The 18043-nt window shown below is 72.9% G+C and carries 18 protein-coding genes and 1 tRNA gene; 2 read left to right on the forward strand and 17 right to left on the reverse strand.

What is annotated here, in order from left to right; all coding sequences use genetic code 11:
• Nucleotide 1 precedes the first annotated feature (1 nt).
• The 13 genes from HD594_RS13655 to HD594_RS13715 form a co-directional block, all read right to left on the reverse strand.
• Entirely contained in the window at nt 2-1102 is a 1101-nt protein-coding gene (locus HD594_RS13655; protein WP_184751467.1) for a DNA glycosylase AlkZ-like family protein, read from the reverse strand.
• Between the two features lie 31 nt (nt 1103-1133).
• Nucleotides 1134-2015 carry a M48 family metalloprotease gene (locus HD594_RS13660; protein ID WP_184751468.1) on the reverse strand — a complete coding sequence of 294 codons (882 nt, stop codon included), beginning with the start codon at nt 2013-2015 and terminating at the stop codon, nt 1134-1136.
• A gap of 17 nt (nt 2016-2032) precedes the next feature.
• Nucleotides 2033-2599 carry a LemA family protein gene (locus HD594_RS13665; protein WP_184751469.1) on the reverse strand — a complete coding sequence of 189 codons (567 nt, stop codon included), beginning with the start codon at nt 2597-2599 and terminating at the stop codon, nt 2033-2035.
• A gap of 84 nt (nt 2600-2683) precedes the next feature.
• Nucleotides 2684-3997 carry a D-arabinono-1,4-lactone oxidase gene (locus HD594_RS13670; protein ID WP_184751470.1) on the reverse strand — a complete coding sequence of 438 codons (1314 nt, stop codon included), beginning with the start codon at nt 3995-3997 and terminating at the stop codon, nt 2684-2686.
• Complete coding sequence (locus HD594_RS13675) at nt 3994-5226, reverse strand: alanine racemase (protein ID WP_184751471.1); 1233 nt, start codon at nt 5224-5226, stop codon at nt 3994-3996. Before HD594_RS13675 ends, HD594_RS13670 begins: the two co-directional genes overlap by 4 nt.
• Nucleotides 5227-5338: 112 nt before the next feature.
• A tRNA-Leu gene (locus tag HD594_RS13680) sits at nt 5339-5412 on the reverse strand.
• Between the two features lie 30 nt (nt 5413-5442).
• The gene (locus HD594_RS13685) at nt 5443-6834 is read right to left on the reverse strand and encodes an NAD(P)/FAD-dependent oxidoreductase (RefSeq protein WP_184752889.1); all 1392 of its coding nucleotides are present in this window, start codon (nt 6832-6834) and stop codon (nt 5443-5445) included.
• An 8-nt stretch (nt 6835-6842) separates the two neighbouring features.
• Nucleotides 6843-8156, reverse strand: coding sequence for a S8 family serine peptidase (locus tag HD594_RS13690; protein ID WP_184751472.1), 1314 nt, complete (start codon nt 8154-8156; stop codon nt 6843-6845).
• Nucleotides 8153-8671, reverse strand: coding sequence for a DUF501 domain-containing protein (locus tag HD594_RS13695; RefSeq protein ID WP_184751473.1), 519 nt, complete (start codon nt 8669-8671; stop codon nt 8153-8155). Before HD594_RS13695 ends, HD594_RS13690 begins: the two co-directional genes overlap by 4 nt.
• A 49-nt stretch (nt 8672-8720) precedes the next feature.
• Nucleotides 8721-9272, reverse strand: coding sequence for an FtsB family cell division protein (locus HD594_RS13700; RefSeq protein ID WP_184751474.1), 552 nt, complete (start codon nt 9270-9272; stop codon nt 8721-8723).
• Nucleotides 9273-9294: 22 nt separating this feature from the next.
• On the reverse strand, nt 9295-10575 hold the full coding sequence (gene eno, locus HD594_RS13705) for a phosphopyruvate hydratase (RefSeq protein WP_184751475.1): 1281 nt from the start codon (nt 10573-10575) through the stop codon (nt 9295-9297).
• A 117-nt stretch (nt 10576-10692) separates the two neighbouring features.
• Nucleotides 10693-11709 carry a DUF1648 domain-containing protein gene (locus HD594_RS13710; RefSeq protein WP_184751476.1) on the reverse strand — a complete coding sequence of 339 codons (1017 nt, stop codon included), beginning with the start codon at nt 11707-11709 and terminating at the stop codon, nt 10693-10695.
• On the reverse strand, nt 11706-12056 hold the full coding sequence (locus HD594_RS13715) for a GntR family transcriptional regulator (protein ID WP_184751477.1): 351 nt from the start codon (nt 12054-12056) through the stop codon (nt 11706-11708). Before HD594_RS13715 ends, HD594_RS13710 begins: the two co-directional genes overlap by 4 nt.
• A 132-nt stretch (nt 12057-12188) precedes the next feature.
• Between HD594_RS13715 and HD594_RS13720 the strand changes: the two genes are divergently transcribed.
• The gene (locus HD594_RS13720) at nt 12189-12668 is read left to right on the forward strand and encodes a PaaI family thioesterase (protein WP_184751478.1); all 480 of its coding nucleotides are present in this window, start codon (nt 12189-12191) and stop codon (nt 12666-12668) included.
• On the opposite strand, the gene HD594_RS13725 is transcribed toward HD594_RS13720, so the two are convergent.
• A complete protein-coding gene (locus HD594_RS13725; RefSeq protein ID WP_184751479.1) occupies nt 12640-13464 on the reverse strand; it encodes an SGNH/GDSL hydrolase family protein in 825 nt (274 codons plus the stop codon). The genes HD594_RS13720 and HD594_RS13725 overlap by 29 nt on opposite strands.
• Before the next feature lie 90 nt (nt 13465-13554).
• Between HD594_RS13725 and HD594_RS13730 the strand changes: the two genes are divergently transcribed.
• Entirely contained in the window at nt 13555-14808 is a 1254-nt protein-coding gene (locus tag HD594_RS13730) for an APC family permease (RefSeq protein WP_184751480.1), read from the forward strand.
• On the opposite strand, the gene hisS is transcribed toward HD594_RS13730, so the two are convergent.
• From hisS to nhaA, 3 genes are read right to left on the reverse strand one after another with little or no spacing between them, the layout of a single operon-like run.
• The gene (gene hisS, locus HD594_RS13735; protein WP_221447001.1) at nt 14792-16054 is read right to left on the reverse strand and encodes a histidine--tRNA ligase; all 1263 of its coding nucleotides are present in this window, start codon (nt 16052-16054) and stop codon (nt 14792-14794) included. The genes HD594_RS13730 and hisS overlap by 17 nt on opposite strands.
• A 31-nt stretch (nt 16055-16085) precedes the next feature.
• The gene (locus HD594_RS13740; RefSeq protein ID WP_184751482.1) at nt 16086-16817 is read right to left on the reverse strand and encodes a nucleoside triphosphate pyrophosphohydrolase; all 732 of its coding nucleotides are present in this window, start codon (nt 16815-16817) and stop codon (nt 16086-16088) included.
• Entirely contained in the window at nt 16781-17935 is a 1155-nt protein-coding gene (nhaA, locus tag HD594_RS13745; RefSeq protein WP_184751483.1) for a Na+/H+ antiporter NhaA, read from the reverse strand. Before nhaA ends, HD594_RS13740 begins: the two co-directional genes overlap by 37 nt.
• Nucleotides 17936-18043 lie beyond the last annotated feature (108 nt).

The raw sequence follows: 18043 nt of genomic DNA on the forward strand, positions 1-18043 counted from the left end.
CTCACCCGGCGCCGGACCCGCGTCGGACCTCGACGCCCCGCCATCGCGCGAGGTCGTCGATCTCGGCCTCGACGGCGGCGGCGATCCGGTCGGTGAACGGCACGTCCTCGTGCACGGCGTGGACGACGAGGACGCCCGCCTTGCGGTCGACCTTCGCGTCGAGCTTCCCGATGAACCGGTCCCCGTGCAGGATCGGCAGCGCGAAGTAGCCCCAGCGCCGCTTCGCGGCCGGCTTGTACATCTCGAGGATGTACTCGAAGCCGAACAGCTCGGCGAGCCGATCGCGGTCGAACACCAGACGGTCGAACGGCGACAGCAGCGCGGTGCGCGGACGGAACTCCTCGGCCGCCTCCAGCGCGGTCGGATCCACGCGCCACTCCCCCTCGACGCCCTCGACCACGGCGGTCTCGCCCACATCGCCCGCCGCGATCGGCTCGACCGGCTGTGCGACCCCCTTCGCGCGGGCGATCCCCAGCGCGCCCAGGCGCCGCTCGGCGCGCTCGCGGGCCGCCTCCTCGTCGCCGAGCACGGGCACGTCCGCGGGATATACGCGTTCGGCGAGGTCGAAGCGGCGCCCCTTGCCGTCGCGCGACGAGATCGCCACGTCGCCGGTCATGACCAGGATCTCGAGCATCTGCTGCGCGTTGCGGTTGTTCGTCCACCCCGATGAGCGCCACGACACCTGCGCCGTGTCGGGGATCTCGACCGGTCGCAGCTCCCCCTCGGCGCGCAGGCGTGCGAGCACGTCGCGGCGGAACCGGTCGTTGGCCTCCAGCCAGTCCCGTGCCGCCTGCGACGCGGGCCGCCGGCGCATCTCGGGCACCACCAGCGGCAGATCCGCCATCGTGCGGTAGAACCCGCCCCATTCGAACACCGCACGGTCGTGCTGCTCGAGGCGCGCGAGATCAGCCGGCTGATACGGCCAGCCGAGGCGCGACCACAGGATGTGGTCGGCAGAGGGCGCGATCGCCGCGGTCGGCTCGATGTTCACGATCGTGAGGGCGTCGACCGTCTCGACGATGCCCGCGGGACGGTCGGCGGTGAGCGCCTGGCCGCACACGGCCACGCGCCGCGCCTGCTCGCGGCTCAGACGGATCGTCACGGATCCCGACGCTAGCGTCCCGGGAGGCGGATCAGAAGCGTCCGCCCATCTCGTGCAGCCGCTCGATGCGCTCGGGGATGGGCGGGTGGGTCGCGAACAGGCGCGCGAGCGCGTTGGGCTTGAGCGGGTCGGCGATCCACAGGTGCGCCATCGACGTGTTGGCGCGGCGGAGCGGCCGCCCGTGCGCCGCGAGCTTCCCGAGCGCCGACGCGAGCCCTTCGGGGTCGCGCGTGGTCATGGCGCTGGTGGCGTCGGCGAGGTACTCGCGCTGGCGCGAGATCGCCGCCTGCACCGCCCCCGCCAGCAGCGGCGCGACGATCGCCGCGATCAGCCCGAAGGCCAGGAAGATGATCTGCTGCTGGCCGCCGCCCCCGCGACGGCCGAAGAACGCCGCCCGCATGAACATGTCGGCGAGGATGCCGACGGCCACGACCAGCCCGAAGACGATAAGCGACACGCGGATGTCGTAGTTGCGGATGTGGCCGAGCTCATGTCCGAGCACACCCTCGAGTTCGCGGTCGGTCATGATCTCGAACAGCCCGGTCGTGACCGTGATGGCCGCGTCCTCGGGCTTGCGCCCGGTCGCGAAGGCATTGGGCGCGGGGTCGTCCACCACGTAGAGGCGCGGCATGGGCGCGCCGGTGGTGATGCAGAGGTTCTCGACGATGCGGTGGTAGCGCGGCGCGTCGGCCTTGCTCACCTCGACCGCGCCGGCGAGAGCGAGCGCCTCCTTGTCGGCGAGGAAGTACTGGAAGGTGGCGTACCCGCCCGCGAACAGCAGCACGAACGCCGTCACGAACCAGTTCTCGCTCATGAGCCAGCCCGCCAGCAGCCCGATCGCGCCGATGAAGAGCACGAAGGCGATGAGGATGAACCACGTGTTGCGCTTGTTCCGCGCGATCGCCGAGTACACGGCTCAGCCGGCGCGGATCAGAACTGAACGCGCGGCGGCTCCGAGATCGCCGCGCCGTCGACGACCTCGAAGAACTCGCGCTCATGGAACCCCAGGTTGCGCGCGAAGAGGTTGTTCGGGAAGACCTTGATCTTCGTGTTGAGCTCGCGCACGCCGCCGTTGTAGAACCGGCGCGAGGCCTGGATCTTGTCCTCGGTGTCGACGATCGACTGCTGCAGCTGCAGGAAGTTCTGGCTCGCCTGGAGCTGCGGGTAGGCCTCGGCCACCGCGAACAGCGACTTCAGCGCCTGCTGCATGTGCCCCTCGGCGACACCGGCGGCACCCGGGGTCTGCGCGGTCAGGGTCTCGGCTCGGGCTCGCGTGACGTTCTCGAACACCGCCTTCTCATGGGCGGCGTAGCCCTTCACGGTCTCGATGAGATTGGGCAGCAGGTCGGCGCGGCGCTTGAGCTGGACGGTGATGTCGCTCCAGGCCTCGTCGACGCGCACGTTCAGCTGCACGAGCGAGTTGTACGTCGCCCACAGATAGATGCCGACGATGATGGCGAGCGCCACCACGATGAGGACGGGGATCAGCCATTCCATTGCCCAGGACTCCGTTCGCGCTGTCCCCTCATCCTAGCCATCGGCACGTCCGGGCCGGGGGTCGAGTGGGCCATCTCCCAGGCGTTACCCACCCAGTACGCGGGCGAGGTACGGGTTGCCGAAGACGCGATCGGGGTCGACGTCGTCGCGCAGCGCGGTGAAGTCGTCGAACCTCGGGTACCGCGTGCGCAGCAGGTCGGCGTCCAGCGTGTGCATCTTGCCCCAGTGGGGCCGCCCGCCGAGCCGGACCATGATCTCCTCGACCGCCTCGAAGTACTCCGCCGGGTCCTCGCGGTAGTACCGGTGGACCGCGATGTACCCGCTCGCGCGTCCGTGGGCCGTCGAGAGCCAGATGTCGTCGGCGGCCGCGAAGCGCACCTCGACGGGGAAGGAGATGCGCCACCCGCGCTCGTCGATCACGCGCCGCAGCGCCGCGAACGCGGTCGGGATGTCCTCGGCCGGCAGCGCATACTCCATCTCGCGGAAGCGCACGGCGCGCGTCGTCGCGAACACGCGCGCCGACGAATCGGTGAACTCGCGGTCGCCCCACAGCCGCGCCGCGAGCCCGTTGATCGCCGGGACGGTCGCCGGCACCGTGCGCGCGACGCTGCAGGCGACCTGGTGCAGCGCCGAGCCCACCAGCACGTCGTCGACCCACCGGCCCACGGCAGGGAGCGGATGCCGCGGTGCGGACTCGGGCAGTCGCGTGTTGGTCTTGGTCAGCGCCGTGGCGGTGTGGGGGAACCAGTACAGCTCGAAGTGGTCGGCCGCCTCGACGCGCTCCGCGAGCGCGCCCACGACGTCCTCGAGGGGCTCCGGCGCCTCGAGAGCGTGCAGGACGAAGGCCGGGACGCACTGCAGCGTGACCTCGACGAGGACGCCGAGAGCCCCGAGCCCCAGCGCCACGGCCGGCAGCAGATCGGGGTTGCGCTCGTCGTCGACCACCAGCAGCTCGCCGTCGGCGGTCACCATGGTCACCCCGACGACCTGCGTCGCGATGCCGCCGAAGCGCGCGCCGGTGCCGTGCGTGCCGGTCGAGATGGCGCCCGAGATGGTCTGGGCGTCGATGTCGCCGAGATTCTCCATCGCCAGCCCGTGCGGTGCGAGCAGACGCGGGATCGTGTGCAGGTGCGTGCCCGCACGCAGCGTCACGCGCCGCCGCTCGCGGTCCACGCGCACCAGACCCGTGAGGTCGCGGAGGTCGAGCAGGACTCCCGGAGCCGCCGCGATCGCGGTGAAGCTGTGCCCGGCGCCCACCGCCTTCACGCCCAGTCCGCTGCGCGCGGCCGCCGTGACGGCCCGCCGCACCGCGTCCACGGTGCGCGGGAACTCGATGCGCACCGGACGCACCGACACCGATCGCGACCAGTTCCGCCACACTCCTCCCGGACGGGTCACAGGAACACCTTCCCCTCACCGCGGTATGTCGGCATCTCCCCCACGCGCTCGCCGCCGGAGACGAGGTGGAACCGGTCGACGTGCTCGCTGAGCTCGCCGCTCTTGGCGTGGCGCAGCCACACGCGGTCCCCGATGCGCAGGCGCCGCGCCGCCTCGCCCTGCAGGGGCGTCTGCACCTCTCCGTAGCCCTCGCGTGCGAGGGGCCGCAGCCCCTCCGGCCAGACGGCGAGGGGCTCGCGCGAGCGCCCCGCCGGTCCCGATGCCGCCCAGCCGCCGCCGAGGAGCGTCACGATGTCGTCGGCGGGCTTGCGCACGACCTCGAGCGAGAAGGCCGCCGCGGGCAGCGGATCGAATGCCCGGTAGCCGTCGAAGAGGTGACCGGCGAGCAGTCCGCTCCCGGCGGTCAGCTCGGTGACCGCCTCGTCCGCGGCGGTCGTCTCGAGCGAGCCGGTCCCGCCGCCGTTGACGAACTCGAGAGGGGCGATGCCGCGCAGCGCCGCGGTGATCGCGGCGCGCCGGCGCCGCAGCTCCTCGGCCGAGCGTCCCTGCATCCATCGCACGACGGCGTCGGCGCCCGAGCCGGAGGCGTCGGGCTGTCCCGCGATCTGCGCTTCGTACATCATGAGCCCCACCAGCCGGAAGCCCGGGCGCGCGACGATCGTCCGCGCGAGGGCGGCGACGTCGGCGGGCTCCCGCAGCGGCGAGCGGTGCACGCCGATGTGCCCGAGGCCGGGCGTCCGCCAGCTCGCGTCGGCGTCGATCGCGAGCCGCAGCGCTGCGCGCTGGGTGGGCGCGGCGACGGCGTCGACGAGGTCGAGGTGGGCCGCATCGTCGACCATGAGCGTGATGCGCGACGCCGCCCGCTCATCGGCGGCCAGCTGCGCCAGCGCCGCCCGGTCGGCCGTCGGGTACCCGACCAGCACGTCGTCGAAGGTCTCGGCCAGCCACAGCGCCTCGGGGAGCGTGTAGGCCATGATCCCGCGGAATCCGGGCAGGGCGAGCGTCGCGGCGAGCAGTCCGCCCACGCGCACCGACTTGCTCGCGACGCGGATGGGGACGCCGCCTGCGCGCACCACGAGATCGAGGGCGTTGCGCCGGAGCGCGGGCAGGCTGATCGCCGCGACGGGACCGGACAGGTCGGCGACCGCGGCGGACATGGCGCTCCAGTGGGCGGCACGATCGGTCGTGCTCTGGGGCGCCGTCGGCAGGTTCAGCAGATCGAGAGTCATCGGGCTCGCTTCGGGTGCGCGCTATCCCCACACTCTAGAGGCATCCGCGCCCCGGACCCGTCCACCTGTGGATGCGCGTGAGGGCGGTGTCCGTGGACACCGCCCTCATGCGTACCCCCGCCGGGATTCGAACCCGGACTGGAGCGGGTTTAAGCCGCCTGCCTCTGCCGGTTGGGCTACGGGGGCGCCGTCGTCCGGCGCCTCCACGCTAGCCGGTCAGCCCTTGGCGCCGACCTTCTCGGTCGCAGCGCTCTTCTTCGCCGCCGCGGGCTTCTCGGCGGTCTGCGCCGGACGCGGGCGCGCGGCGAACTCCTCGAAGACGTAGCGCGGGTTCTGCACGGTCGACAGGTTGACCATGTCGCGGCCGAGCCACAGGTTGTTCCACCAGCCCCACAGGACGCGCCACTTGCGCTCCCACGTCGGCATGGCCAGGCCGTGGTAGCCGCGGTGGGCGAGCCACGCGATGAAGCCGGTCAGGCCGATCTTGCCCGACTGGAACGCGCCGTTGTAGAGGCCGAGGCCCGCGACCGCGCCGAGGTTCTTGTGGAAGTACTCGTGCGGGAGCTCGCCGCGCAGCACGGCGACGAGGTTCTTGGCCAGGAGCTTGCCCTCGCGAACGGCGTGCTGGGCGTTGGGCACGCAGTAGCCGCCCACGCCGCCGCCGGTGAGGTCCGGCACCGCCGAGACGTCGCCGGCCGCCCACGCGCCCTCGACGACCTCGTCCTCGGTGCCCACCCGCAGGTCGGGGCGGGTCAGGATGCGGCCGCGCTGCTCGACGGGCAGGTCGCTGCCGCGCACCACGGTCGGGTTCGCCATGACGCCGGCGGTCCAGATGATGAGGTCGCTCGGGAGCGTCTCGCCCGTCGAGAGCTCGATGTTCCCGCCGACGGCACCGGTGACCTGGGTGTCCAGGTGCACGTTCGCGCCGCGCTTGGCGAGATCCTTCAGGACCCACTCGGCGGTCTTCATCGAGACCTCGGGCATGATGCGCCCCATCGCCTCGATCAGGTGGAAGTGCGTGTCCTCGAACGTCAGCTGCGGGTAGAACTTCAGCAGGGCGGATGCCGCCGAACGCAGCTCGGCGAAGACCTCGATGCCCGCGAACCCGCCGCCGACCACGACGACGGTCAGCAGACGGTCCCGCTCGGGGCCGGGGGGCAGCGTCGAAGCCTTGTCGAAGTTCGACATGAGGCGGTCGCGGATCGCGACGGCCTCCTCGATCGTCTTCAGTCCGATCGCGTTGTCGGCGATGCCGGGGATCGGGAACGTGCGCGAGACGGCGCCGGCGGTCACGACGATCTGGTCGTACTCGAACTGGTACGGCGAGCCTGCGATCGGGGTGATCGTGGCGACCCTCTTCGCGTGCTCGATGCCGGTGACCTTGCCGGCGATGACGGTCGAGCGCTTGAGGTGCCGTCGCAGCGCCACGACCGAGTGGCGGGCCTCGATGGAGCCGGCGGACACCTCGGGAAGGAACGGCTGGTACGTCATGTACGGGAGCGGATCGACGACGGTGACTTCGGCCTCACCCTTGCGGAGCAGCTTCTCGAGCTTCCATGCGGTGTAGAAGCCCGCGTAGCCACCACCGACGATGAGGATCTTGGGCACGGTGTTGGTCACGATTTGGAGTACTCCTCGTGTGTTCGGGGGCTCGGCGCGCGGGACGCCAATCGGACGCGTCGGACAGCAGCGGTGACGCCGAGCCCGACCAGTATAGCCGTGGCGGTGACGACGATCAGCGGCACGGTTCCGTACACGAGCGTCTGCTGGGACGGGAGCAGCGGAGATGCGGCCTTCACGACGGTGTCGGCGGGCGGCAGCGGATCGATCTCGACCGGGGCGACGGTCGGCTCGGGAAGCGTCACGCCCTCGGCGCGACGGTAGATCCGGATCCAGTCCTCGAGGCTCCCCATCGGGTTCGTCGAGACGAGCGGGACGGATGCGGTCACGGCGCCGTACGCGTCGACCAGCCCGTAGCCGTACAGCGCGACGGATCCGGCGCCGTCCGCGCCCGCCGGCGTCGCGGTGCGGATGATGCGGTTGATGACGTTGTTCGCGTCCAGCTCGGGGTGGGCGCTGCGCACGAGGGCGGCGATTCCGGCGACGATCGGCGCCGCTCCGCTCGTGCCGTTCCAGCGCACCAGCCGTCCGTCGGCGGACACCCCGATCAGCTCCTCGCTGGGCGCGGAGACGCCGATGGAGATTCCCTGCGTGGACGCCTCGACGCTCGCCCGGCCGTCGGGATCGACGCCGGCGACGGTGAGCACGCCCGGGATCGTCGCGGGGGCGCCGACCGTGTCGGTGCCGCTGCCGCGGTTGCCCGCCGCCACGACCACGACGACGTCGTTGTCGAACGCGTACAGGAACGCGTCGTCCCAGCTCGTGTCCCAGTCCTGCGTGTTGGTCGTGAGCGAGAGGTTGATGATGTCGGCGCCGTTGTCGACGGACCACCGGATCGCCTCGGCGATCTGGTCGCTGAACGGCACCGAGGACGCCGTGCCGAAGCCGACCGACACGCTCAGCAGCTCGGCTTCGGGCGCCACGCCGATCATCCCCTCGTCGGGGCCGGTCCCCCGCCCCGCCGCGAGCGAGGCGACCCAGCTGCCGTGATTGGCGTCGACCGCGCCCACCGGCGTGCGTCCGTCGTCGGAGCCGACGCCCGACACGTCCGTCCCGCCGACGACGGCGCCGGCGAACTCGGCGGGGCCGCGCCCGATCCCCGTGTCGATGACGGCGATGCGCACGCCGGCGCCACGGGTGACCTCCCACGCGTCTTCGATGCCGTAGTCGGCCAGCCAGTACTCCGCCGCGCGGACGGGGTCGTCCGTCGTGGCCTGGGGCGTCGCCTCGGGCGTCGTCGCCGCGGCGGCGGGCGCGCTCGCGGTCAGCGCGAGGCCGATCGCGAGTGCGAGCGCGGCGGCGATCCTCATCCGGCGGCGCCCGGCTCCGCGCACACGCAGCGCTCGGGCGACCAGTCGCCGCGGGCGAGCGCGCGGTCGCCGATGGGGTTGACCCCGGGACCCGCCGCGAGGGCGTGCGCGGCGAGCGCGTGCAGGCACTTCACGCGCGTGGGCATGCCGCCCGCCGAGATGCCCTCGATCTCGGGGACCTCGCCGAACCGGGCGCGATCGCGCAGGTACTGCTCGTGCGCCGCGCGGTATGCGGCCGCGAGCTCCTCGTCCTCGGCGAGCTCGTCGCCGAGCTCGCGCATGACGTGCGTCGCCTCGAGGGACGACATCGCGGCCGTCGCCGCGGGGTGGGTGAGGTAGTAGAAGGTCGGGAACGGCGTGCCGTCGGACAGCCGCGGGGCCGTCGCGGCGACCGTCGGGTTCCCGCAGACGCAGCGGGCCGCGACCCCGACGACGCCGCGCGCGGGCCGGCCGAGCTGCTGCCGCATGACAGCGAGATCGGCGTCGGTCACAGGAGCGAAGGGCGGCGTCGTCACGCGGCCACACTAGCGCCAGCACCTGGGACGCGCCTGGAACGCCTCCCGGTCACGGCGACGGTGTCGGCGTCGCCGATCCGGTGCCGCTCGGCGACGGATCGGGGACGCCGATCGTCAGCGGCGCGACGGCCGACTGCGCGAGGCCGGCCTCGGTCACCGACCGGACGAACTGGGCCATCCAGTCGGTGCGCGTCGGCTCGACGTCCTCGCTCACGTCCTCCTGCTCCTGGGGGAGCAGCTCGGGGGGCAGGTCGTTGTCGACCAGGTACACGACCTCGCCCGGACGCACGTAGTACAGCCGCTCGCGGGCCTGCGTGGTGATGTAGGCGGGGTCCTGCCACCGCGCGCGCTCGGCCTCGAGGGCGGCCACCTGCTCCTCGCTCAGCTCGACGCTGGCCTCGAGCGCCGCCAGCTGCTGCCGCTGGGCGACGTAGGTGCCGATCGTGGGCACGAGCACGAAGGCGGCGAGCACGACCAGGCCCAGCATGATGACCATGAACCCGGACAGGCGGATGCCGGCGAGCCAGCCCCGCAAGTCGACCGGGCCCCGCTCCCGGCGGGTGCGGGGAACGCGAGAGGGGGGAGCCTGACGCTTCGCCATGCTCCCCCCTCTCGTCGGTCGATCAGCCCTGGTAGCGCGGGAAGGCTGCGCGGCCGATGAACGCCGCCGCGTCGCCGAGCTCCTCTTCGATGCGCAGAAGCTGATTGTATTTCGCGACGCGCTCGCTGCGGGCGGGCGCGCCGCTCTTGATCTGACCCGCACCGGTGGCGACGACGAGGTCGGCGATGGTGGTGTCCTCGGTCTCGCCGGAGCGGTGCGACAGCATCGCGGTGAAGCCCGCGCGGTGCGCCATGTCGACGGCGTCCAGCGTCTCGGACAGCGTGCCGATCTGGTTGACCTTCACGAGCAGGGAGTTCCCGACCCCGAGGTCGATGCCCTTCTTCAGTCGCGTCGGGTTGGTGACGAACAGGTCGTCGCCGACGAGCTGCGTCTTCGCGCCGAGCGCGTCGGTGAGGGCCTTCCACGCATCCCAGTCGTCCTCGGCGAGCGCGTCCTCGATCGTGACGATCGGGTAGTCGGCGACGAGCTGCGAGAAGTAGTCGGTGAGCTGCTCGGCCGTCCAGGGCTTGCCCTCGACCGTGTAGACGCCGTCGGAGAAGAACTCGGTCGCGGCCACGTCCAGGCCGACCGCGATCTCGGAGCCCGGCGTGAAGCCGGCCTTCTCGATCGCCTTCATGAGGAAGTCCAGGCCTTCGCGGTTGCTGGGAAGGTCGGGGGCGAACCCGCCCTCGTCGCCGAGCCCGGTGGCGAAGCCCGCCGCCTTCAGCTCGCCCTTGAGGACGTGATAGACCTCGGTGCCCCAGCGCAGCGACTCCGAGAAGGTCTCGGCGCCGATGGGGGCGAGGAAGAACTCCTGGAAGTCGATGCCGTTGTCGGCGTGCTCGCCGCCGTTGATGACGTTGAACAGCGGCACGGGCAGCACGTGCGCGTTCGGACCGCCGAGGTAGCGGAACAGAGGCAGGTCGGCGCTGTCCGCGGCGGCCTTGGCCACCGCGAGGCTCACGCCGAGGATCGCGTTCGCGCCGCAGCGCGACTTGTTCTCGGTGCCGTCGGTCTCGATGAGGATCTCGTCGATGATGCGCTGCTCGCTCGCGTCGACGCCCTCGATGGCGGGGCCGAGCTCATCGATGACGGCGGCGACGGCCTTCAGGACGCCCTTGCCGCTGTACCGGCTCTTGTCGCCGTCGCGCAGCTCGTACGCCTCGAAGGCGCCGGTGGATGCCCCCGAGGGGACGGCCGCGCGCTGGACGATGCCGTCGTCGAGCAGCACCTCCACCTCGACGGTCGGGTTACCGCGCGAATCCAGGATCTCTCGCGCGCCTACAGCCTCGATCTGTGCCACAGGAATCTCCTTGCTTGTGGAGGGTGGTTCGTGGAGCGTCGTCGGTCCGGTCCCACTCTAGTGACGACCGGCACCGCGCACACGCCCCCTGCCCGCCGAGAGGCCCGCGACGGGCCGTCAGGCCCCGGCCGCCTCGTCGCGGGCCGACTCGGCGCGACGCACGAGCGCCTGCAGCAGCGCGGCCGCCGTCGCGGCGTCGTCGACCGTGACGGCGAAGCGCCGTCCGCTCCGGCGCGTCACCTCGAGGGCCTCGCCGCCGCGCAGGATCACCCCGAATCGTCCCGGCGTCGAACGCAGCCCCCAGCCGCCGAACTCCCCCATGGGGTTGACCGTCACGACCGCCGCCGAGGAGACGTCGCGCAGCGGCACGCCCATGCGCGGCAGCCCGAGCACCGAGTCCACGTGCAGCCCGTCCGTGTCGACGCGGACGTGGAACGCGACGGTGGTGGCCGCGAGGATCAGCAGCAGCAGCGACAGCCCCACGAGCAGCCATACCGCGCCGGCCGGTGCGCCGAACAGCGCGGCGCCGCCGGTCGCGGCCAGCATCACCAGGCACGCGCCGGCGATGAGCGCGCCGCCCGTGCGGGACATCGACGCCGAGCGCATCCACACCGCGCGCTCTCCGTCGCCGAGCGCGAGCGGCGCTGCGGGAGCGGCCGGCGGGGGCGCCCACGACGCGCGCGGCTGGACGAACCAGGCCGCCGCGCCCGCTGCGGCGGCGAGCGCGTACGAGAGCAGGAGCGCGGGGAGGATGCTCGGCGCGTCGGCGGCGTCGTCGAGACCCGCCTGCAGCGCCAGCGACCACGTCATGAGCACGGCCGACATCGTCGACAGGCCAGCCGCCGCCGCACCCAGCAGCCGGTAGGTCGCGCCGCGGTCGCCGCGCCGCAGTCCCGGCAGCGCCGCCGCGGCGAGCAGGAGCGGCAGGCCGAGACCGACGGCGACGCCGATGAGCAGCGTGGACCACGCCGGTCCGAATCCGTCGGGCCGGCCGGCCGCGTCCCAGTGGATGGCGACGGGGTCGGGAAGCGCGGGAAGCAGCGACAGCTGGATCGCCAGCGCGACCGCCGTCAGGACGGCGGGCGCGATCACCCCCACGAGCACGAATCGGCGCAGCGGCAGGGTGTCGGTCATGCGGAGGTCTCCTTGATGAGTGAGGCGAGTGTGTCGGGTGACAGGCCGAGGGATCGTGCACGCGTCACGAGCGCGGCGATGTCGTCGTGCAGCGCCGCGAGCGGCTCGACGGCGGCGGTGAGCACGGCGCCGCGCCCGCGTCGCATGTCGACGAGTCCTTCGTCGCGCAGCTCCTGGTACGCGCGCAGCACGGTGTGGAGGTTGACGCCGAGGGCCGGGGCGACCTCTCGCGCGGCGGGCAGGCGGTCGCCGGCGCGCAGCCGCCCGGCCGCGGCGTCGGCGCGGACCGACGCTGCGACCTGCTCGAACAGCGGCTGGTCGCTCGTCGGATCGATGCGGATCAGCATGTCGGACCCTCCTGGAGCCTGGCGGCGAACGTGACGAAAAGTATTCTATATGAACTAGAACTGTGCGCACCATCTCGCGGCACCGCCCCAGCGGTTTGGCGACTCGGGCGACCACCGGCCACACTGGCCCGCATGCGCATGACACCGCGACGTCTCGCCCTGGGCATGAGCCTGTGGGTCCCGAACCTGTTCAGCGGCATCCGCGTGAAGGAGTTCGCCGACGACTGGACGCACGCCGAGGTGCGGCTGCACGTCAATCCCCTCACACGCAACTACGTCGGGACCGCGTTCGGCGGATCGATGTCGGCGATGACCGATCCGTACTACTTCATGCTCGTGATGCACCAGCTCGGCCGCGACTACGTCGTGTGGGACACCCGCGGCGAGATCGAGTTCGTCAAGCCGGGGCGCGGAATGCTCACGGCGCGGTTCGAGGTGCCGCGCGAGAAGGCCGCGGAGCTGCGCGAGCGGGCGCGCGGCGGCGCGAAGGTCCTGGAGTGGTTCGAGACCGACATCACCGACGCGACCGGCGAGGTCGTGGCGCGCGTCCGCCGCGAGGTGTACGTGCGCGAGAAGCGCCGCGTCACGCAGAGTCCGGCCGGGACGGCGTAGCCGTCGCGCCCAGCGCGGTCTCGACCGCGGGCACGAGGGCATCGGCGGTGCGCCGGTACCCGAGCGCGCTCGGATGGAACCGGTCGAGGCTGAACATCTCGTCGGGGTTGGAGATGAACACGGCCCCGACCGCGCGACGCAGCGACACCGGGGTCGCGCCCGCGGCGGTCGCGGCCTCGGCCTGCGCCTCGGCCAGCCGGCGCGAGATGCGCGAGCCGAGCGAGCGCAGCGGCTGCGGCACGGGGCGCAGCGCCCCCAGGTCCGGGCACGTCCCCACCACGACCTCGGCGCCGCGCCCGCGCAGCCGGAGGATCGCGCGGCTCAGATGCTCGACCGACTCCGAGACGGGGATGCGGTGGGTCACGTCGTTGCCGCCGACGACGATCACCGCGACATCGGGCCGGTAATCGGCCTCCAGCGCATCGATCTGCGGCGCGAGCTCGGACGACTCGGCGCCGACGACGGCGGCCGTCCGCAGCCGGACCGGGCGGTGCAGCCGCCGGGCGAGCAGCTTCGCCAGGCGTCCGCCGAGCGTGTCCTTGCGCCGTTCGGCGCCGAGCCCGGCGGCGATCGAGTCGCCGAGCAGGAGGAGCTCGACCGGCTCGCCCTCCAGGCGCCGCAGCCACACGCGGTCCGCGTCGAGCGCGTCCTCGCCGAGCGGCTTGCCGATGCGCCGTCGCGCCACCGCGGCCTGGCGGGTCAGCGTCACCCGCAGCGCCACCGCTCCGACGGCGCCGATCGCCGCGAGCACGCCGACCGACACGGCCGCCGCCGTGACCCGCCGCGCCCCACCCATGGATCCGATCCGACCCCATGCGGGTGAACGGCGCGTTTCCGACCGGTGAAGCCGCGTGGGCGGCCCGCGGCCGCGCGATATGGTTCGCCGGTGACGTCCCCCGCGCTCGCGCGCCGCCTCTCGCTCGGCGACGCCGTCTTCATCGGCCTCGGCTCGATGATCGGCGCCGGCGTCTTCGCCGCCTTCGCCCCGGCCGCGGCCGCCGCCGGCACGGGGCTCATCGCGGGCCTGGCGATCGCCGCCGTCGTCGCGTTCGGGAACGCCACGTCGTCGGCCCAGCTGGCGGCCGCCCACCCGACCTCGGGCGGGACCTACGCGTACGGGCGCGCCGAGCTCGGCCCGTGGTGGGGGTTCTTCGCGGGGTGGGGGTTCGTCGTCGGCAAGATCGCCTCGAGCGCGGCGATGGCGCTGACCTTCGCCGCCTACGCCGCCCCGGCCGGCTGGGAGCGGTCGGTGGCGATCGCGGCGGTCGCGGCGCTCACCGCCGTGAACGGGTTCGGCGTGACCCGCACGGCGGCGGCCGCCCGTGTGATCGTCGTCGCGGTGCTGCTGAGCCTCGCGGTGGCGGTCGCCGCGATCGGCTCGACGCCGCGCGCCGACCGCTGGCTGAACGCCGACGCGCTCTGGAGCGACGGCTGGTACGGCATCCTGCAGTCCGCCGGCCTCCTCTTCTTCGCGTTCGCGGGGTACGCGCGCATCGCGACGATGGGCGAGGAGGTGCGCGACCCCTCACGCACGATCCCCCGCGCGATCGTGCTGGCCTTCACGGGCGCGCTCGTCGTCTACGCGACCGTCGGCGTGTCCCTGCTGGCCTCGCTCGGCCCCGAGGCGACCGCCGCGTCCACCGAGCCGATCGCCGACGCGGTCGCCGCCTCGGGCTGGGCGTGGGCCGAACCCGTCGTGCGCGTGGGCGCCGCGGCGGCCTCGCTCGGAGCGCTGCTCGCCCTCATCGCCGGCATCGGGCGCACGACCTTCGCGATGGCCCGTGAGCGCGACCTGCCGTCGTTCCTGTCGGCCGTTCATCCGCGCCGGCACGTCCCGCACCGCGCCGAGATCGCCGTCGGCGGGGTCGTCATCGCGCTGGTCGCGCTGGTCGACCTGCGCGGCGCGATCGGGTTCTCGTCGTTCGGCGTCCTGCTGTACTACTTCGTCGCGAACGTCGCCGCCTTCCGGCAGCGCCCTGACCGCCGACGGTATCCGCGGGCGCTGCAGCTGATCGGCGCGGCGGGGTGCGTCGTCCTCTGCGCGACGCTGCCCTGGCAGGCCGTCGTCGCGGGCGTCGCCGTGTTCGCGGTCGGCGCCGTCTACCGGGCGGTCCGGCTGCGCGTCAGCCGAGCGGCTTGACCTCGAGCGCGTCGCGCGACTGCCCGGCCGACACGGTCGCGAACGCCGCGTAGCCGTCGGCGGTCGCGCGGTCCAGCAGGGCCTTGAGGTTCTTGGTGCGCTGCTCGAGCCGCACGCGCGCACCCTCGGCGACCAGCTGGGCCTTCAGCGCCGCGAGCTCGGCGAGCGGGACATCGCGATCGTGGACGAGCACGACGGATGCCGCCGAAGCCCCGTCGTGGTCCTCGACGAGGTCGACGATGCGCTCGAACCCGATCGAGAACCCGACGGCGGGCACCTCCTGGCCGAGGAAGCGCCCGATCATGCCGTCGTACCGGCCGCCGCCGCCGAGTGAGTAGCCGACGGACGGGTGGGCGAGCTCGTAGATGGTCCCCGTGTAGTAGCCCATGCCTCGGACGAGGAACGGGTCGAACACCAGCGGCACCGATTCCGCGTCGCTGTGGACCCGTGCTGCGGCCACGGCCTCGCCGATGCCGGCCAGGTGCGCGACGATGTCGTCGGGGACGCCCGCCGGCAGCGCCGCGCGCACGGCATCCGCCCCGAACGCGCCCGGCTCGGGCGCGCTCCGCGCGAGGTGGGCCGCGAAGGCGTCGACGGCGGCGGGGTCCGCGCCGCGCTCGCGGAGTTCGGCGACGACGCCCGACGGGCCGATCTTGTCGAGCTTGTCGATCGTGATGAGCACGCCCGGTCGCTCCTCGGCGGCGAAGCCGAAGTGCTCGAGCATCCAGTCGAGCGCCCGCCGGTCGTTGATGCGGACGTTCGCGCCGGACAGGCCCAGCGCGTCGACGGCGTCGAGGGTCGCCACGATCAGCTCGGCCTCGGCGCGCGGCCCGGCGTCGCCGATGATGTCGATGTCGCACTGCACGAACTGGCGGTAGCGGCCCTTCTGGGGGCGCTCGGCGCGCCACACCGGCGCGATCTGGATCGCACGGAACACCGTCGGCAGCTGCGCGCGGTTCGTGGCGTAGAAGCGCGCCAGGGGCACCGTGAGGTCGTAGCGCAGGCCCAGGTCGGTGAGGGCTGCCGGGTCGTCGGCGGCCGCGCGGATGGCGTCGGCGTCCAGGCCCCGCTTGAGCAGGTTGTAGGCGAGCTTCTCGTTGTCTCCGCCGATGCCGGCGTGCAGCCGCCCGTAGTCCTCCACGACGGGCGTCTCGATCTCGTCGAAGCCGTGCGCGAGGTAGCGCTCGCGGATGACGGCGAGCACGCGCTCGCGGCGGGCCTTGTCGGCGGGGAGGAAGTCGCGCATGCCGCGCGGCGGGTTCACGGTGGGCACCGGACTAGTCTTCCAGATCCGCCCCCGCGGACCGGTCCGCCGTCGGCCCCAGGGCCGCCGCGCGGGCCGACTCCACCGCGCGGATCTCCTCCTGCACCAGCCGCAGTCGCTCGCGCAGGGCGCGTTCGGCGTCCCAGCCGTTCGCGCGGGCCGTGGCGACGAGCGCGAGGAGCGCGTCGCCGAGCTCGCCCTCGGTCGCGGCCGGCGCCGACTCGCCTCGGCCGGGCCCGCCCGCGACGACGCCGACCTGCGCCGCCCTGCCGACGAGCTTCTGGGCGAGCGCGAGGGTCGGCATCCGCTCGCTCACCCCGTCGAGCACGCTCGTGCGCGAGCGCTTCTCGGCGGCCTTGGCGGCGTTCCAGTGGATGAGCACCTCTTCGGGCGTGGTGGCGACCTCGCCGGCGAAGACATGCGGATGCCGGCGCACCATCTTCTCGGTGAGGCCCCGTGCGACGTCGTCGATGTCGAAGGGCGCGTCGGGGTCGCGCGAGGCGATCTCGGCGTGGAAGAGCACCTGCCACAGCACATCGCCGAGCTCTTCGCGCAGCTCGTCGCGCGTGCCCGCCTCGACGGCGTCGATGAGCTCGGCGGCCTCCTCCTCGAGGTACGGCACGAGCGCGCGGTGGTCGATCTGCTGCGTCCACACGCACGTGTCGCGCACGGCGCGCATGATGTCGGCCGCCTCGCGGAGCGGATCCGTCAGGTCGTCAGCGCTTCGATTCTGCGGTATCGCCATGCCCGCAAGGATACGAGCGTCGCGGCGGCGACGACCGAGATCACCGAGCCGGCCAGGACGCCGAGCGTCGCCTCGTCGCGCAGTTCGTCGGCGCCCGCGAACGCCAGTTCGCTCAGCAGCAGCGAGACGGTGAACCCGATGCCGCCGAGGGCGCCCGCGGCCAGCAGGTCGGGGAACACCAGCGGCGGCGCGGTGTCCTTGGGCCGCCCCACGCGCAGGGCGATCCATCCCGAGACGGCGATGCCGACGGTCTTGCCGACCGGAAGGGCGACGAGCACGCCCCAGAAGGCCGGCGACAGATCCGACGGCGACACCTGGGGGATCGCCACCAGCGCGGCGGAGAAGGCGAAGAGGGGCAGCACGATGGCGTTGATCCACGGCTCCATGGCGTGCCGCGCGTGCAGGGCCGGGCGCTGGCTCATCGCCAGGCCCAGGGCGACGCCGGCGATCGTGGCGTGGACGCCCGACTCGTGGACGAGGAACCACACGGCGATGCCGACCGCGATGAGCGCGATCGTGAACGGGACCGCGTTCTCGGGGCGGAGCCGCCGGCTCAGGAAGCCGAAGACGACGACCAGCACCGCGGCGGCGCCGAGCATGCCGTAGTTGACGTCGGCCGTGAACAGCACGGCGATGAACACGATCCCGACGATGTCGTCGAGGATCGCCAGCGCGAGCAGGAAGACCCGCAGCGCCGAGGGCAGCCCGCGGCCGAACACCGCCAGCACCCCGAGCGCGAAGGCGATGTCGGTCGCCGTCGGGATCGGCCAGCCCGCCGCCGACTCGGTGCCCCACGCGAACACGAGGTACAGCAGGATCGGCACCAGGACGCCGCCGGCGGCGGCGATGGCCGGCTGCAGGGCCTTCTTGGCGGAATTGAGCTCGCCGTTGGTCAGCTCGAACTGCAGCTCCACCGCGACGACGAAGAAGAACAGCGCCAGCAGGCCGTCCTGGATCCAGTGCCCCACTGACAGCTCGAAGACCCCGGGGATGCCGACGTACGCGTGCTTGATCTCGCTCGCGGCCTCCGCCAGCGGCGAGTTCGCGACGATGAGGCCGAGGACCGCGGCGCCGAGGAGGACCATCGCGGGGAAGCGTGCGGAGCGCAGCAGTGACATGGAGTCCTTCCGTTCGCCGGACGGTGGGGGAACCGCCGCCGACCAGTCTTCCCGGCACACCAAGAGCGGCCAGTCTACCGGCGGCGGGCTGCGCGCCCCGACGTGCGT

Source organism: Microbacterium thalassium, from assembly GCF_014208045.1.
Taxonomy (GTDB): domain Bacteria; phylum Actinomycetota; class Actinomycetes; order Actinomycetales; family Microbacteriaceae; genus Microbacterium; species Microbacterium thalassium.

What these genes read in the sequence shown, in the direction of transcription:
- HD594_RS13675 (WP_184751471.1), bottom strand. Translation starts at nt 5,226, where the DNA reads ATGACTCTCGATCTGCTGAACCTGCCGACGGCGCCCCAGAGCACGACC.
- HD594_RS13715 (WP_184751477.1), bottom strand. Translation starts at nt 12,056, where the DNA reads ATGCTGATCCGCATCGATCCGACGAGCGACCAGCCGCTGTTCGAGCAG.
- HD594_RS13690 (WP_184751472.1), bottom strand. Translation starts at nt 8,156, where the DNA reads ATGAGGATCGCCGCCGCGCTCGCACTCGCGATCGGCCTCGCGCTGACC.
- HD594_RS13700 (WP_184751474.1), bottom strand. Translation starts at nt 9,272, where the DNA reads ATGGCGAAGCGTCAGGCTCCCCCCTCTCGCGTTCCCCGCACCCGCCGG.
- HD594_RS13665 (WP_184751469.1), bottom strand. Translation starts at nt 2,599, where the DNA reads ATGGAATGGCTGATCCCCGTCCTCATCGTGGTGGCGCTCGCCATCATC.
- HD594_RS13740 (WP_184751482.1), bottom strand. Translation starts at nt 16,817, where the DNA reads ATGGCGATACCGCAGAATCGAAGCGCTGACGACCTGACGGATCCGCTC.
- HD594_RS13725 (WP_184751479.1), bottom strand. Translation starts at nt 13,464, where the DNA reads ATGGGTGGGGCGCGGCGGGTCACGGCGGCGGCCGTGTCGGTCGGCGTG.
- nhaA (WP_184751483.1), bottom strand. Translation starts at nt 17,935, where the DNA reads ATGTCACTGCTGCGCTCCGCACGCTTCCCCGCGATGGTCCTCCTCGGC.
- hisS (WP_221447001.1), bottom strand. Translation starts at nt 16,054, where the DNA reads ATGCGCGACTTCCTCCCCGCCGACAAGGCCCGCCGCGAGCGCGTGCTC.
- HD594_RS13720 (WP_184751478.1), top strand. Translation starts at nt 12,189, where the DNA reads ATGCGCATGACACCGCGACGTCTCGCCCTGGGCATGAGCCTGTGGGTC.
- HD594_RS13710 (WP_184751476.1), bottom strand. Translation starts at nt 11,709, where the DNA reads ATGACCGACACCCTGCCGCTGCGCCGATTCGTGCTCGTGGGGGTGATC.